This window comes from Candidatus Neomarinimicrobiota bacterium, from assembly GCA_021734025.1.
Taxonomy (GTDB): domain Bacteria; phylum Fidelibacterota; class JAANXI01; order JAANXI01; family JAANXI01; genus JAANXI01.
Genome location: JAIPJS010000014.1, coordinates 13378 through 28090, shown reverse-complemented (window position 1 = coordinate 28090; position 14713 = coordinate 13378). Strand labels below are relative to the sequence as shown.

General features: G+C 50.0%; 17 protein-coding genes. All 17 read right to left on the bottom strand.

Features of this window, described 5'->3' with window-relative positions; genetic code table 11:
* Window positions 1-253: 253 nt before the first annotated feature.
* On the bottom strand, window positions 254-757 hold the full coding sequence (locus K9N57_13465; protein ID MCF7805190.1) for an SPOR domain-containing protein: 504 nt from the start codon (window positions 755-757) through the stop codon (window positions 254-256).
* Between the two features lie 24 nt (window positions 758-781).
* On the bottom strand, window positions 782-1540 hold the full coding sequence (locus K9N57_13460; GenBank protein ID MCF7805189.1) for a tetratricopeptide repeat protein: 759 nt from the start codon (window positions 1538-1540) through the stop codon (window positions 782-784).
* 1 nt (window position 1541) lies between these two features.
* Window positions 1542-3350 (bottom strand): BatD family protein, encoded by a 1809-nt coding sequence (locus K9N57_13455; protein ID MCF7805188.1) that lies wholly within the window; start codon window positions 3348-3350, stop codon window positions 1542-1544.
* Window positions 3347-4147, bottom strand: coding sequence for a tetratricopeptide repeat protein (locus K9N57_13450; GenBank protein MCF7805187.1), 801 nt, complete (start codon window positions 4145-4147; stop codon window positions 3347-3349). The genes K9N57_13455 and K9N57_13450 overlap by 4 nt, the downstream gene beginning before the upstream one ends.
* A 4-nt stretch (window positions 4148-4151) precedes the next feature.
* On the bottom strand, window positions 4152-5207 hold the full coding sequence (locus tag K9N57_13445) for a VWA domain-containing protein (protein MCF7805186.1): 1056 nt from the start codon (window positions 5205-5207) through the stop codon (window positions 4152-4154).
* Window positions 5207-6196, bottom strand: a complete 990-nt coding sequence (locus K9N57_13440; protein MCF7805185.1) for a VWA domain-containing protein — start codon at window positions 6194-6196, stop codon at window positions 5207-5209. Before K9N57_13440 ends, K9N57_13445 begins: the two co-directional genes overlap by 1 nt.
* Before the next feature lie 20 nt (window positions 6197-6216).
* The gene (gene gatA / locus K9N57_13435) at window positions 6217-7608 is read right to left on the bottom strand and encodes an Asp-tRNA(Asn)/Glu-tRNA(Gln) amidotransferase subunit GatA (protein MCF7805184.1); all 1392 of its coding nucleotides are present in this window, start codon (window positions 7606-7608) and stop codon (window positions 6217-6219) included.
* A gap of 110 nt (window positions 7609-7718) precedes the next feature.
* Window positions 7719-7976 (bottom strand): twin-arginine translocase TatA/TatE family subunit, encoded by a 258-nt coding sequence (locus K9N57_13430; GenBank protein ID MCF7805183.1) that lies wholly within the window; start codon window positions 7974-7976, stop codon window positions 7719-7721.
* A gap of 100 nt (window positions 7977-8076) precedes the next feature.
* On the bottom strand, window positions 8077-8346 hold the full coding sequence (locus tag K9N57_13425; protein MCF7805182.1) for a DUF4321 domain-containing protein: 270 nt from the start codon (window positions 8344-8346) through the stop codon (window positions 8077-8079).
* Entirely contained in the window at window positions 8343-9041 is a 699-nt protein-coding gene (gene purQ / locus K9N57_13420) for a phosphoribosylformylglycinamidine synthase subunit PurQ (GenBank protein ID MCF7805181.1), read from the bottom strand. Before purQ ends, K9N57_13425 begins: the two co-directional genes overlap by 4 nt.
* Window positions 9038-9292 (bottom strand): phosphoribosylformylglycinamidine synthase subunit PurS, encoded by a 255-nt coding sequence (gene purS, locus K9N57_13415; protein MCF7805180.1) that lies wholly within the window; start codon window positions 9290-9292, stop codon window positions 9038-9040. Before purS ends, purQ begins: the two co-directional genes overlap by 4 nt.
* 6 nt (window positions 9293-9298) lie before the next feature.
* On the bottom strand, window positions 9299-10024 hold the full coding sequence (pssA, locus tag K9N57_13410; protein ID MCF7805179.1) for a CDP-diacylglycerol--serine O-phosphatidyltransferase: 726 nt from the start codon (window positions 10022-10024) through the stop codon (window positions 9299-9301).
* Window positions 10014-10658 carry a phosphatidylserine decarboxylase family protein gene (locus K9N57_13405; GenBank protein MCF7805178.1) on the bottom strand — a complete coding sequence of 215 codons (645 nt, stop codon included), beginning with the start codon at window positions 10656-10658 and terminating at the stop codon, window positions 10014-10016. The genes pssA and K9N57_13405 overlap by 11 nt, the downstream gene beginning before the upstream one ends.
* A 5-nt stretch (window positions 10659-10663) precedes the next feature.
* Complete coding sequence (gene purB / locus K9N57_13400) at window positions 10664-11974, bottom strand: adenylosuccinate lyase (GenBank protein ID MCF7805177.1); 1311 nt, start codon at window positions 11972-11974, stop codon at window positions 10664-10666.
* Window position 11975: 1 nt separating this feature from the next.
* The gene (locus tag K9N57_13395; protein ID MCF7805176.1) at window positions 11976-13124 is read right to left on the bottom strand and encodes a trypsin-like peptidase domain-containing protein; all 1149 of its coding nucleotides are present in this window, start codon (window positions 13122-13124) and stop codon (window positions 11976-11978) included.
* Between the two features lie 2 nt (window positions 13125-13126).
* Window positions 13127-13906 carry a tRNA pseudouridine(38-40) synthase TruA gene (truA, locus tag K9N57_13390; protein MCF7805175.1) on the bottom strand — a complete coding sequence of 260 codons (780 nt, stop codon included), beginning with the start codon at window positions 13904-13906 and terminating at the stop codon, window positions 13127-13129.
* Window positions 13903-14685 (bottom strand): energy-coupling factor transporter transmembrane protein EcfT, encoded by a 783-nt coding sequence (locus K9N57_13385; GenBank protein ID MCF7805174.1) that lies wholly within the window; start codon window positions 14683-14685, stop codon window positions 13903-13905. Before K9N57_13385 ends, truA begins: the two co-directional genes overlap by 4 nt.
* Between the last annotated feature and the right edge of the window lie 28 nt (window positions 14686-14713).

Here is a 14713-nt window from a genome sequence, read left to right as displayed (position 1 = left end):
GCCCTGAAGATGCAATCAACTTATGATTGGGAAACCGGGTATGTTTTAGGGGGGTGTGAGTTCAAGCCTGAACCCATCCTCTACTTCCGCTTAAAGTTCCGGTAAAGCCGGATTTAAACGGGAGAATTTTATACAAATAATGAACTACCCCGAGGCAGAGACCTCGGGGAATTCTTTGATTAAAAATTAAAGCCCCTCTCTTCAGTTGAAGAGAGGGGCTGGGGTAAGGTCTATTTTTCCAAAGAAAAAAGACTTACCGCGAAGCGTTCCAGATCTTTTCGTCGGGATAGATAGTACTTCGGACAATCCAGGCATATCGGAATCCCATCTGCTTGGCAACCTGGAGGAGCGCTTCCGCCTCGTTTCGGGACTGACAATTCCCCACCCGGACTTTATAATTGGGTGAGTCGTAAATCAGGTACGCTTTCGCTTGCGCCTCAAACTGATCCCGGACATCAGATAGCAGACTGTCAGCTTCTTGGTAATTTGGCGTTGCCACCAGCTGAACCCGGTACCCACCACTTTGCTCGGCATGTTGTTCCTCCTGTGATGGAAGCGGTAACCTCTCTTCCTGCATCTGCCGCAAACTCTCCTGACGCGATTCTTCCTGAAAAAATGTATCGCTCGGTTCATTAAGTTTCAGCGGGTCGAAAGACTCATCATATTGATTGCCGGATTCACTCTGGGCTGTTACCGCCGTAGCAGTCAATAGGAATAATCCGAAAACTGCGATTGTTGAAATAATACGTGTTTTCATAAGAGGATAACATACTCCATAGATTTAAATAATTCCAACAGCATTTGCCTGGATCCAGCCCTCTTTCCCATCGAGCAGCCGAATCTTGTACCATTGATTTTGCCTGTCTTCGACTTCGACCCGACTCCCTTCATGTAACACAAAGACCTCGGTACTCAGTTGTTGGGGAGCAGAGTGGGCATTCACCGTCTCCTGCACAATAATGCCGTACTGTTCCTGTTTTGCCTCCAGTGTTCTGGAAATTAACAATGGTACTACCAGCAACAAGAGCATAGTCCAGACTGCCATTAATCCGGTTAAAATTCGTTGAAGCCGGGGGATTTGTATTATCCACCAACCCGCAAATATCAAGCTACCGGTGAAAAGCAGAACCCCGGTAAGCCAGCCTAGTTCATTCAGGCTCATCCAGTATTTAATCCCGTTAAATATCCGCATAAAGAATGAATTGCCCGGAGGTTCAATCCGATCCTGAATCCGGGCTTTGGCGATCTTCAGATTGTACTGGATATCCGCATCTCTGGGATGCAGTTTTTTTGCCTTTTCGTAATGCAGAATGGCTTCACCCAGTTCGCCATCACGAAAGTAGGCGTTCCCCAGATTATAATGCAACGCAGCCGACTCCATATCTTGTCGCAATACCTGCTCGTAAGCGTCGATTGCCTCGCCGTATTTCCCGGTATCATACAATTCCACGCCCCGGACAAACAGGCTGTCGGGATGTTCCTGTGTCATGCCACATAACGGCAGCAGTACTAATCCAATGATGTAAAACGCTTGCCTCACCTTATAAATACCCGTTCAGTGTCTTCACTAGTGATTTTGCCTGGTCGGCCATTGAATCTTCTTCGGCGTTCCCGGCCTTTGCCGGGGCAAACCGACCTGCATCGCATTGGTTGAGAAAGGCTTCCACTTGCTGAATTGTGCCGGCGGGCACCTGATTCTGCTGGAGGACGGCTTTCACATCCTCAGTATTCAATGCATTCTCGGCAATATTATTTTTATCTCCGATGAATCCGAGTACCGACTTGGCCAGCTGGCTGAAATATTCCGGGTCGCCCTTATTCGACTGAGCCTGCTTAATATGTTCCTGTGCATGTTTCATGGCATTCTTCCGGCGCAGATACGCGGTATCCTGCCCCCACTCTTCGTACCAGTAGCGGTATCCCACACTCCCGCCAATAATGAATATCGAAAGGATCAATAAACCATAATATTTCCAGGTTGAATAGTACGATGAATCAGCCTGTCTGAACTGTCCCGAATTCGGTTTCAGATACCGGATATCCATATTCAATAATTTTACTTCCTCCCGGGAATACCCAGTACCAGTTACCCGTTGCGGTTGATCCAGCGGCACCACCCGGACAGTTTTTGCGCCACTCTGCAGGGTTGTATATCTTTTTGTTTTTGGATTGAAATAGCTAAACTGAACACTTGGAAGTGAAATTTCTCCCTCTCGCCTGGGAATAAAGACATACTGATATGCAACTTCGCCCCGGAGTTTCTCGCTTTCCACCCGATTAGACTTTTCCACTTCCGGGTCAAACATATCCAGGCCTTCCGGTACCTCAAGCGACGGTACTGTAATGGTTGGAATGTTTCCAACGCCGGAAACCGTCACATTTAGTCCGACTGCCTCATCCACTTTCACAACGTTGGTATCCAGCGATGACGTCAGGCGAAACTCCCCGACGGCTCCGGTGAAGGACGCCGGTTTTCCCTCCCCCGGCAGCGGCTGTACATCAATGGTGAGTGCATTCCCGACCAGCCGTTTCGTGGCACTGCGTCCGAAGGGCGATCGGAAGAAATTGTCGAATGCGCTCCGGCTTCGGCTCGTCTGGATTTCCACAGTTACCGGCATGGGTTCGATAGTCAGTTGACCGGACTTGGTCGGGAAATACGCCACTTTTTTGATGATCGCCTTGTTGTAGCGGACTCCGTTCACAACCTCCTGCGTTAGGCGCGGATTGCTTGGCGTAGCGATATCTTCCTTCCAGAACCCCACCGCATCAGGCAGGCCTTCGATACTGTAGTTCCGGACGGAGACTCTCGTATAGAGCCGATACGTTACCGTGATCTGCTCGCCGGGATACGCGGTGGTTTTGTCAGCAGTGGCCTCGATGAATATTGCATCCTGCTCTCCGCTCGATGACGTCTGGTTGCTTTGTTGGTCTTGCGACGACTGCCCCTGTGCTTGATTCCGCGCAGAGGTACTCACATGAATTGTAATTGGGTCTGTAGTATACGTCTGGCCGTCATAATTAATGGTGAGCGGGCCGATCTGGTGATCGCCTTGTTCAAGCGGTGCGATGGTATAGATAATCTTTTTTGAGGAAAATGATTCACCGTTAATCCACTGAAAATTGCTGCTTTTAGCCGGACCGGAAATAATGGAGAACTTATCCAGAGAAAGTTTAAAATTCGGAAATTGATCCGCATTTTCCAGCACGATTTCCAGCTGAATCTGCTCGTTCATGGTTATGTCGTTCTGATCCACCGATACCGAAACGCGAACATCGTCAGCTGCAGAAATCGGCGAAGTCGCCAAAAAAATCAGGCATGTTATCCCAATGATGGTTCTGAGGGCGTTCACCAATCCTTCTCCGTCTCCACGTCCTTCAGTTTTTTCCTGATCTGTTCCTTCATCACCTTATCCTGATTGATCCGCAACGCATTCAGAATTTGAGCAGCCTCTTCCCTATCCAGTTTCTCCCGCTCGGTTTCTTGTGCACTTTGTGGCTGCTGTTGTTGCTGTTCGCCTTGTTGTGAGTCGCGTTGTTCTGATTGATTCGCCTGCTGCTCTCGGTGTTGCTGCTGATTTTGTTGTTCCTGGAGCTGTTGTTGATCACGTTGCTGTTGATTTTGGGAACCTTGTTGATCCTGATTTTGTTGGTTCTGTTGATCCTGCTGCTTATTTTTATCCTGTTGCTGCTGATTCTGTTGCTGGTTTTGCTGTTGCTTTTGCTGCTGCTGTAACTTTCTGTTTACAAACTCCAGATTGTATTTCGTATCCATGTCGCCCGGATTGAGTTCAAGAGACCGGCGGTAAAACGCCGCACTCTCCTGCAGTTTCCCGGCGTTGGCCAGTGCATTGCCGAGATTGTACATTACCTGGGATTTCGCTTCTTCATCCTCGACAACAAGCGACTGCTCAAACGCCTTCACGGCCTCTTCCGGATTTCCGGCTTTGTAATAGGCGTTCCCCAGGTTATAGGCAGCCTGTGGGAGGTCCTCATCCTCAAGTAATCGCTGGTAATAGTCGATTGCTTCCTGATAATTCCCGGATTCGTAAGCCCGGGTACCTTCGGATTCCGCGTGAACCATCTGCCCGATTACTAGTAAAACCCCCGCAATCAGACCGATGATAAATTTATGAAAAATGTGAAACATGCCTTTACACTGTTTTCTTGCTTTTCTTTTTTGTTTCCGAAGTCACATGCGTCTCCCGTGGTTCCGTATTCTTCCGTTCGGGGATAAATACTTCCGCGATAAAGAGCAATAATGCCATCGCTACAAAATACTGATACCGTTCTTCGTATCCCGTGTACTGATGGCTGCTCAATTCTGTGCGCTCCAGCTGGAAGATATCCTCATACACCTCATCTGCTGAATAGTTACCTGCACCCATCTGGTAATACCTTCCCCCGGTGATAGCCGAGATCTCCTGCAGCATAGAAGGGTCCAGACGTGTCGTGACTACTTTACCCTGGTTGTCGCGCTTGAATCCCTGATTTCCATCTTCGATCATCGGAATTGGGGCGCCAGAAATCGTTCCAACGCCTACGGTATAGATGACTACGCCCTGTTCCGCGGCCTTCTCCGCCGCCTGGACTGCCTTGCCGAAGTGATCTTCCCCGTCGGAGAATATTACCAGCGCCTTGTGCTTGGTTTCTTTGGTATCGAATGATCCCAGCGCTGTTTCAATTGCGTCACCAATTGCCGTGCCCTGGGACGGTATCAAATCGGTGTCCATCACATCCAGGAACATTTTAGCCGCGCCGTAATCCAGGGTGAGCGGACACTGCAGATACGAGACACCGGCAAAAGCGACTAATCCAACCCGGTCGCCCCGTAACCGGTCAATGAGTTGAGCGCTTTCATATTTGGCCCGTCGGAGCCGATTTGGTTTTACGTCTTCGGCCTTCATACTGAGTGAAGTATCCAGCAGGAAAATCAGGTTAATACCCTGGCGCTTTACCTCCGCCAGACTGGTCCCGATTTTTGGTGCGACCATCCCGACTGACAGTAGAAAAAATCCGGCAATCATCAACCAGCGCTTAATCCGGCGGGTCCGGAAGTTGACGGATTGGGTCAGTCTGTTAACAAGTTCCGAATCCCCAAATTCAGCAAGTTTACGTGACCGAATGCGACGGGCGTACCAGTACAGGCCAATCAACAGTGGCACCGAGAGGAATGAAATCCAAAGTATAGGAGGTCCGAATCGCAGCATTAGGGGATACTCCTGAGCTTGGTGGATGCCAACACCCGTTCACCCAGCAGTAGCGCAAAAGCAGGAATCAGAAACCACGGAAACAGTTCCCGCCAGTTGGTGTACTCTTTCACTTTATATTCTGTTTTTTCCAATTGGCTGATTTCTTCATAGATAGTCGCGAGGCTTTGCTCATCCTCGGCGCGAAAATACTTGCCGCCGGTAATCTCAGCGATTTCCTGCAGCGATTCTTCATCAATTTGAACCTGCACGGACATATACCGCTGGCCAAATTGCGTATCCACCGGATAGAGTGCTTCGCCTTCTTTTCCGGCGCCGATGGTGTAAACCTTAATACCGTACGATTCCGCCATGTTTGCCGCGGTCAGCGGATCCAGTTCGCCGGCATTATTGCGTCCATCCGAAAGCAGGATAATCACCGGGTCTTCGCCCGGACTTTCCCGCAGCCGGTTAATGGCGTTCGCCATCGCCATCCCGATGGCGGTTCCATCGTACTTTTCGTCAATAATTTCCACCTGCTGGATGAAGTTTGTAAGCACGTCATAATCGATGGTGAGCGGACATTGTAAAAAACTCTCTCCGGCGAATACTACCAGCCCAATCCGGTCACTATGGCGGTCACTGATGAAATCCGCCGCAACCCGTTTGGCGGCTTCCAGACGATTCGGCTTAAAGTCCACCGCCCGCATGCTACTGGAAATATCCAGAACCATCATAATATCAATACCCTCGGAGGTCACTTCCCGCTCGGCGTTGCCCAGCTGCGGCCGGGCGAGTCCAAGTATCAATAGAATTATTCCTAGACTGCGCAGCGCAAACGACAGGTGCTGCTTCCAGGTCCTTCTGGAATTCTGAATAGATTTAAGTATTTGGAGTGTTGAGTATTGCAGGGAGGCGTACTGGTTACGCCCTGCTTTCAGATACCACCAGATGAGCAGCGGAATGCCAGCCAATAACACCAGAAACCAGGGATCTTGAAATCGAAACATCCTCTCTTAACGCAATTCCGTTATTCGCGTGACCAATTTTGCTCAATATAATGCCCGAGTTGAAAAATTGTTTCCTCGGCAAACGGCTGTGCCAGAATTTGCATACCGATAGGTAATCCCCGATCGTCTTCGCCCACCGGCAGACTCATCGCCGGGATTCCGGACAGATTGGCGGAGGCGGTATAAATATCGGAGAGATACATGGAGAGCGGGTCCTCCATTTTTGCACCGAGTTCAAATGCGGTGGTCGGTGTGGTCGGCGTAATCAGTGCATCGACCTGTTCAAACGCGGCATCAAAATCATCTTTGATAAGGCGCCGTACTTTCTGTGCTTTGGAATAATAGGCATCGTAATACCCGGCAGACAAAACATAGGTACCGAGCATAATCCGACGTTTCACCTCGTCACCGAAACCGTCATGACGGGTACTTTCGTAGGTCTCTTCCAGCCCACCGTTTTCTTCCCGGAGACCGTAGCGCATTCCGTCGAACCGTGCCAGATTTGAGGACGCTTCCGCTGTCGTCAGAATATAATATGTGGCAATAGAATATTCGGTTGTAGGCAGATCAATCTCAATAATATCCGCGCCTTGCCCTTCTAACCATTCAATAACTGCCTTCACGCGTTCTTCGATCTGGCTGTCCAGTCCTTCGGTGAAGTACTGATTCGGGATACCGATATTCCAACCGTCTAGTGATTCTGTCGGCTCCGCAAGATATTCCGGGACTTCCACCTCGACCGTGGTTGAATCATTGGAATCGTGCCCTGCAATCACTCTCAGCAAATCGGCCACTTCTTGGACTGTGTTCCCAAATGGTCCGATTTGGTCAAAAGAGGACGCAAACGCGACGAGCCCATATCGTGACACTCTGCCATACGTCGGCTTGAGCCCCACCACACCACAGAAGGCCGCCGGCTGTCGCACCGAACCGCCGGTCTCCGAGCCCAGGGCGACATCTACGATTCCCGCCTTAACTGCGGCGGCCGAACCACCACTGGAACCGCCGGGTACCCGGTCCGGATCGACTGGGTTTTTGGTCGGGCCGTAATAGGAGTGCTCGGTAGAAGAACCCATGGCGAACTGATCCAGATTGGTTTTCCCGAACAGAAACCCGCCGGCCTCCCTGATTTTTCGGACTGCCGTCGCCTCATACGGAGGGTTGTACCCATCCAGTATATTGCTGGCGCAAGTTGTCGGCATATCCAAAACGTTGATATTGTCCTTGATACCGATAACCTTCCCGGTCAGGTTCCCCGGTGAATCCAGCATTTCTCTGGCGTACGTATCCGCGGATTTTTGAATGACATCCGGCTCTGCATGGATAAAGATATTCAGATCTATCGTGTCAGTCAGTATTTGTATTGCTGACTCAATCTTCCCAAGGAATTCGTCCGTTGTGGGTACGCTCATCGAATTATTAATACCGTTTTATGCCGTTACTGGTATCCATCGCTAGTAATAGTAGACCCTTTCAAAGATCGCACGATCCTGAAAAAGTCTTAAGATTTTCACAGATGAAATTATTCATTGGAACCGGAGGTTTTTTCCGCGTCTTCTTCCTGCGAAGGCTCAGATTCCTTTTCATCCCGGTTCAGTTCCCGCTTGGTCTGGGACGGTTCGGCGTTTTTTATCTCTTCGGTGATCTCGTTGGTGGCATCCTTAAATTCCCGGATTCCCCGGCCGAGTCCACGGGCCAGCTCCGGCAATTTCTTGGAGCCGAACAACAAGAGGATAATCGCCAGAATAATGATCAGTTCAGTTGGTCCTAATGAACCCATAACTGCCCCCTTTTGCCGGATCTAAATTGTATATGTTTTTTAGATCCATTGTGTGTTAGTGTAAAATAGTTATTCATGTGCGGTCGGCGACTGCGACTCCTTACCGGAAATACCGCAGCAAGTAATAGGCGACGCCCAGGCCGATAATTCCACTGAAGTTCAACTTCAGCGAGAATCCGAGCGTAATATTCATGACCAGCAAATCCAGAGTCGTGGGCCCTAATGAAAACGAGACCGACCGGAGAAATAGTTCTCTCACTACCCCATCCGGAAGCGTCATTCCCAAGATTTCTCCCAGAAGCGTTCCTATCATCGCACCAAGAATAACCGCTATAACAATGATCCCGATAGAACGTTGTCTTGTCGTCATGCTGATACCGTGAAATATTCCCTTATCGATTCAAATAGTCCCAGTCCGTCAGCCATTCCAAGCACAGCTTCGCAGGCACGTTCCGGATGTGGCATCATCCCCAGAACATTCCGTTCCTTATTGCAAATCCCTGCGATGTTATTCAGGCTGCCATTCGGATTAATCGCCATCGTAGCTTCGCCGGCCGAATCGACATACCTGAAGATAACCTGATTCTCGTCTTCTAACAAGCCCAGCGTCTCCGGATCAGTGTAAAACCGCCCTTCCCCATGGGCAATAGGCATTTGTAATACCTGCTGTTCCTCATATTGCCCGGTATACGGCGTGTCGGTGTTTTCCACACGGAGCCGTACTGTTTTACACTCGAACTTGGTACTGACGTTCGGAATTAACGCACCCGGGAGCAAACCCGCCTCCGTCAACACCTGGAAACCGTTGCAGATACCAAGGACTAATCCTCCATCATTCGCAAAACTGATGACTTCGTTCATCAACGGGGAAAAGCGGGCAATTGCGCCGGATCGCAGGTAATCTCCGTACGAAAATCCACCCGGCAGGATAATGGCATCGACGCCCTGTAGATCATGCTCTTTGTGCCAGAGATAAACGGCCGACTCTCCCAGGACATGCTTCACCGCATGATAGGCGTCATGATCGCAGTTCGCGCCTGGAAATACGACGATTCCGAACTTCATGCCTCCTCCTCGACGATTTCAAATTCGTAGTCTTCGATAACCGGGTTCGTCAATATTTTTTCGCAGGCCTTCTCTGTCTGGGCTTTTGCATCGGACCTGGATAGATCCGGAAAATTCAGCACAATATGTCTTCCCACTCGGGCTTCGGACACGCCCGTTATGCCAAGGCTCTTCAGTGCATTATTTACAGCCTTCCCCTGTGGGTCAAGAATACCTTCTTTGTAATGTACGGTAACGAGTGCTTTGACCATAATCTCTCATTTGGTTAAGGGTTCGATAATTTTATCGACCTGCTCGGAACCGGCCATCCACCGGAGAATTCCGTTCAGGTTAAACAACAATGCTAATATCAACAATGCCCGTCTAGGCGCAATAATCAGAGCAATCACTGAAATCAGTAATCCGATCACCCGCACTGTATTCATTTTACCCGCGTTAAACGTCCATTTGGGCATTTTCATATACGGGACATGACTGACCATCAGAAATGAAAGTACGATTATATACGGCAGCATAACTTTGGCTTCACCGGGCCAGGTACCGACAGCACTGTAGAACAGGGGGAACGCAATAATCGACAGTGCCGCAGCCGGGGTTGGGAGTCCGACGAAAAACGGGTGCGGTTCTTCTGCTTTTTGAATATTGAATCTGGCGAGCCGGATCGATCCGAACATCAATGGGAAAAATGCCAAAATTGCGCCCAGCACACCAAGGTCTACCGTATACAGCCGATATATGAAAAATGACGGCGCTATACAGAATGATACAAGGTCCGCCATGGAGTCAAATTCAATACCGAATTCCGAGGAACTCCCGAGGAGCCGGGCGAGTTTCCCGTCCAGTCCATCGAAGACCGCCGCAAAAAATATCAACCAAATTGCAATGTGGTACTGTTCGTGGAACACCTGAATAATGGCCAGGAATCCGGCAAACATGTTGAATAGCGTCAGGATGCTTGGAAACATGGCTTTTCTAAATTTCATTCCATTCTCCCAGCACAGTTTCGCCGCCATAGACTTTCTGCTTGAGTCCAACCTGGATGTCCAGAGCCTTTGGCACAATTACGTCTACCCGCGATCCGAACCGAATGAGCCCGAAGCGTTGCCCCAGGACGACGGAATCCCCAGGTTTCAGGTGATTCACGATTCGCCGTGCGATTAAGCCGGCAATCTGTTTGACCCGGACCTTAAATCGCTTGTTCTTTAAGTCAATAATGGTTTGCTCGTTCTCCTCGGATGTCCGCTCGTTAAAAGCCGCTAAAAATTTCCCTGGTCTGTATCGAGAATCTACCACACTTCCAGAACACGGGACACGGTTTACGTGTACGTTGAAGATGTTCAGAAAAATGGAAATTCGTATTGCCTCTTCCCCGACGTAATCGTCCCTGAACGGCTGTATCGCCACGATCCGGCCGTCAGCGGGACTGATTATCTTCGAGGGATCGTTCGGAACATTCCGTTCCGGATCCCGGAAAAAATACAGACTGAACAGTGTCATCACAACGCCGAACGAGAACAAAACCATCCAGAGCGTTGAATCGTAAACCATCATGATAATACCGAAGACGATGGTAATACCGGCAATAATTCCAATGATGGGATATCCTTCTTTGGCCATACCCACTATACTTCTGCGTCTCCCAGCCCCAAACGATTGATAATTTTCCGCGCATTCCGGATCACCTTTTCCGGCGTAAAACACTGTTCTAACTCTTCCGGTGAAACGTGCCCGGTAATTTGTTTGTTCGCCTTCAGAATATCCAGGAACTGGGTATCTTCAGACTCCCAGACGTCCATGGCGGCATCCTGCACAATTTTATAGGCATCCTCGCGCGTCAGCCCGCTGTTCACCAGTTTCAACAGTACCTCCTGCGAGTACAGGAGACCGTTGGTGGCCTCCATATTGCGCTGCATATTCTCCGGGAATACGACGATGTTTTTCATTAATGGTATCATCTTCAGCAACATATAATGTACCAATGTTGTGGCGTCAGGGAAAATGATTCGTTCCACCGAGGAGTGGGAAATGTCGCGTTCATGCCAGAGCGGAATATTTTCCATAGCAGTCTGGCTGTAACTCCGCAGCAGTCGCGCCATCCCGGAGATTCGCTCACAGGTGATCGGATTCTTTTTGTGTGGCATGGCCGAAGAGCCCTTCTGTCCCTTGGAAAATGGTTCGGACAATTCCAGGGTCTCCGTCTTCTGGAGGTGCCGGACCTCTGTGGCAATTTTATCCAGCGTTGAACCGATCAGTCCAAGCACCGAAAGCAGTTCCGCGTGGCGATCCCGCTGTATAATCTGATTCGAGACCGGAGCCGGCTCCAGGTCCAGCCGCTCGCAGGTCAGCTGCTCCACTTCCATATCGAGATGCTGATAGGTGCCCACGGCTCCGGAGATCTTCCCGACCCGCAGGTTTTCCAATGCCTGCTCCAGTCGTCTGAGATTGCGGCCAATCTCCTCGTACCAAAGCGCGAATTTTAATCCCAGAGTAATAGGTTCCGCATGGATACCATGGCTCCGGCCCACCATGACGGTATCTACATATTCTGCAGCCTGCATACCCAGAACCTCGTGAAATTCTTCCAGTACTTCTGTAATAATTTCACCACTCTCCCGGATTTGCAGAGCCATGGCCGTATCCAGCAGATCCGAAGAGGTCATCCCCATGTGCACAAACCGGCTGTCCGGTCCGACGAATTCCGAGACCGACGTCAAAAATGCGATAACGTCGTGTTTAACCTCGGCTTCGATCTCTTCTATGCGCTGGATATCAAAGTCCGCCTTATCTCTGAGTGTCTGCATGGCGGATTCGGGAATCACTCCCCGCTCGGTCTGGACTTCGCAGACTGCAAGCTCTACTTGCAGCCAGGTGCGATACTTGTTCTCGTCTGACCAGATTTTCTCCATTTCCGGCGTGGAATAGCGTTCAATCATGTTAGCGTACTGACTCCAGTTTGAGTTGATAAGTTTTCGCGTTGCCGTCCCGCCAGACCTTTAAATGGAGCGTATCGCCGGCGTGGAGGTAATTATTTTGAATCGCATTAAAGATATCGCGTTCGCTGCGGATCTGTTCTCCTTCTGCCTCGGTGATGATATCCCCGCGTCGGATTCCAGCCTTATCGGCCGGACTGCTTGGTACGACTCCGGTGACAATGATACCCTCATCCACCGGCAGATCCAACGCCCGCGAGATTTGCCCGTCAATCTCCTGGATCTTGAGGCCAGTATCGAAACTCCAGTCGATTGATCCCTCCGTCTTCAGATCGTTCATGATCATCTTTGCCCGGTTAATCGGTATCGCAAATCCAATCCCGATTGAGCCCTGATTGTATCCCCCGCCGGTAAAAATAAATGTGTTGATACCAATTACTTTGCCGTCAGCATTAATTAGCGGCCCACCACTATTTCCGGTATTAATGGAAGCATCGGTCTGGATCATATCCTGATAGCGCTGTCCTTCCCGCTGCTCACCAAAGTCCATTTTCAGGCCACTGATAATCCCCACTGTCGCCGTGGGCTGATTGGACACGTCAAACAAGCCAAAGGGATTCCCCAGGGCAACCACCCACTCGCCGATCACCAAATCGTCGGAATTACCGAACTCGGCATACGGTAAATCGTCACCGTCAATCTTCACCAATGCCAGGTCGGAAACGTTATCTATGCCAATCAGCTCGCCATCGTGTCTGTCTCCGCCTGGTGTTGTGATAACAATTTCCGCAGCACCTTCCACCACATGCGCGTTTGTCAGTATATAACCGTCCTCACTCATGATCACACCCGAACCGAGGCTCTCTACCTTGCGCTGGTAGGTTTCGCCAAAAAACATATTAAACAGCGGATCATTGAACGGGCTGGCGCGATACCGACGAATCTGGGTGACGTTCACTCCCACCACCGCCGGGCTAATCTTCGCAATTGCCTGCGTAATTGCCGTATTACGATTTGAGGAAATGTCCGATTGGATCTGCGATGACGTTGATTGGGCCGATAATATTCCGGCACCGACAGTGAGGATACTAATAATTAAAAAATACCGTACAAATTTCTTTCCCATGGATTGCAAGAGTCGTTTTCGGTTCATAGTTAAAGTCCGTCGATCCTCAAAGTTTCGTTCTCATCTTGCAGGTTGTGCCGGTAATGTACCTTATCCAGCACCAATCCCTGTGCCGGCGCCCGAACCACCGGCGCCTCCTTATCCGGAGTCTCAACGAAGTCGCGGAATTCCGGAAGCGTGTATCGGCCCCGCGCTACTTCTATCATAGTACCAACCAAACAGCGCACCATGTTGTGTAGAAACCGGTTTCCATAGACTAAATAGCGTAACCGATTTGACCCGATTTTCCAAGAAGATTTTACGATCTCACAGACCGTGTTATCCGTGTCGGAATTGGCACTCATAAAGGAGCGAAAATCGTGTTTCCCAAAGATGATTGCCGCCGCTTCTTCCAGGATTTTTCGGTCAAAATCTGAGGGGATATACCAGGCGTACTGCCGTTCGATTGCGATCTGCTTGGTGGAGATCGTATAGATGTAATCCCGCCGGAGTGCATCGAATCGTGCGTGGAAGTCATCCGGCACTTCCACGCAATGCTTAATTACCACATCCTCCGGGAGATAGGAGTTAATGCCTCGGGTATAGGTCTCCGGCGTAAAATCCTCTTTATCGTTATCAAAATGTGCGACCTGATAGCGGGCGTGAACGCCGGTATCCGTCCGTCCGGATCCTACAATCCGGATCTCTCGTTGCGTGAGTTTGGCCAGCGCATGTTCAATCGTTTCCTGCACCGTTCGGACTTCCGACTGGATTTGCCATCCATGGAATTCAGTCCCGTCGTACTCGATGATAAGCGCGTATCGGTTCATAGGAGTAATATGCTGCCTCCAAACAGAGCGATAAATCCCAAGATTGTTAGAATGTCTCTGGCATGCCAGGTAACCTCAATATAGGAGCTTCGTTGTTCACCCGGCCGGAACCCTCTGAGCGTCATCAGCTGAGCCACCACCTCTGCGCGATGCAGTGTACCGATAAACAGCGGTACCATCCCATGCATCTGAGACCGCGCCTTCTCCAATATCTTCTCATTTCCGGATACGCCAAAGCCCCGGCGAACCTCCTGAATTCTGATGGCCTCCTCGCGCAACAGCGGTATAAAACGCAGCGCGATATAGACGATCTGAAAAAGGCTGTCTACCGGTATACGGAGTTTTCTCGCTGGCGACAGGAGTCTACCCAAACTGACGATGAGACGATCCCCGGAGACCAACTGATACGCGCTCCCCATAATATACAGGAATCCAAAAATCTGGAGCGTAAATGAGAAAGGATTGTCCAGAAAATCCAGCCGCAGAGCCCCTTCCCAGAGATGTGAAAAAAATGCCCAACCGCTGGGAGTCAACACCAAATGCATAATGAAGGTGAGCGGCAGCAACCAGAAAAAATATCGAATTGTTCGTATTGTTCTGTGGATAGGGGCTCCCATGAATCGGAAACCGGCAATGGAGAGAATAAGGAAAATCGTAATGTGGGGCAGTTGCCGGCTTGCAGCAATAAGTCCACCTAACACCCCGACTGCGATAATTACTACTAACGGGTGCCAGAACCCCCGGAGATCCTTTTGGTTTGTATCAGAATGAGAGGGCATATTCTCCTGGTTCCCGGGTTGCTGACTG

Coding starts and splice junctions, on each gene's coding strand:
- K9N57_13465 (MCF7805190.1), bottom strand. CDS start 757: ATGAAAACACGTATTATTTCAACAATCGCAGTTTTCGGATTATTCCTA.
- K9N57_13450 (MCF7805187.1), bottom strand. CDS start 4,147: ATGTTTCACATTTTTCATAAATTTATCATCGGTCTGATTGCGGGGGTT.
- K9N57_13445 (MCF7805186.1), bottom strand. CDS start 5,207: ATGCTGCGATTCGGACCTCCTATACTTTGGATTTCATTCCTCTCGGTG.
- K9N57_13440 (MCF7805185.1), bottom strand. CDS start 6,196: ATGTTTCGATTTCAAGATCCCTGGTTTCTGGTGTTATTGGCTGGCATT.
- gatA (MCF7805184.1), bottom strand. CDS start 7,608: ATGAGCGTACCCACAACGGACGAATTCCTTGGGAAGATTGAGTCAGCA.
- K9N57_13430 (MCF7805183.1), bottom strand. CDS start 7,976: ATGGGTTCATTAGGACCAACTGAACTGATCATTATTCTGGCGATTATC.
- K9N57_13425 (MCF7805182.1), bottom strand. CDS start 8,346: ATGACGACAAGACAACGTTCTATCGGGATCATTGTTATAGCGGTTATT.
- purQ (MCF7805181.1), bottom strand. CDS start 9,041: ATGAAGTTCGGAATCGTCGTATTTCCAGGCGCGAACTGCGATCATGAC.
- purS (MCF7805180.1), bottom strand. CDS start 9,292: ATGGTCAAAGCACTCGTTACCGTACATTACAAAGAAGGTATTCTTGAC.
- pssA (MCF7805179.1), bottom strand. CDS start 10,024: ATGAAATTTAGAAAAGCCATGTTTCCAAGCATCCTGACGCTATTCAAC.
- K9N57_13405 (MCF7805178.1), bottom strand. CDS start 10,658: ATGGCCAAAGAAGGATATCCCATCATTGGAATTATTGCCGGTATTACC.
- purB (MCF7805177.1), bottom strand. CDS start 11,974: ATGATTGAACGCTATTCCACGCCGGAAATGGAGAAAATCTGGTCAGAC.
- K9N57_13395 (MCF7805176.1), bottom strand. CDS start 13,124: ATGAACCGAAAACGACTCTTGCAATCCATGGGAAAGAAATTTGTACGG.
- truA (MCF7805175.1), bottom strand. CDS start 13,906: ATGAACCGATACGCGCTTATCATCGAGTACGACGGGACTGAATTCCAT.
- K9N57_13385 (MCF7805174.1), bottom strand. CDS start 14,685: ATGCCCTCTCATTCTGATACAAACCAAAAGGATCTCCGGGGGTTCTGG.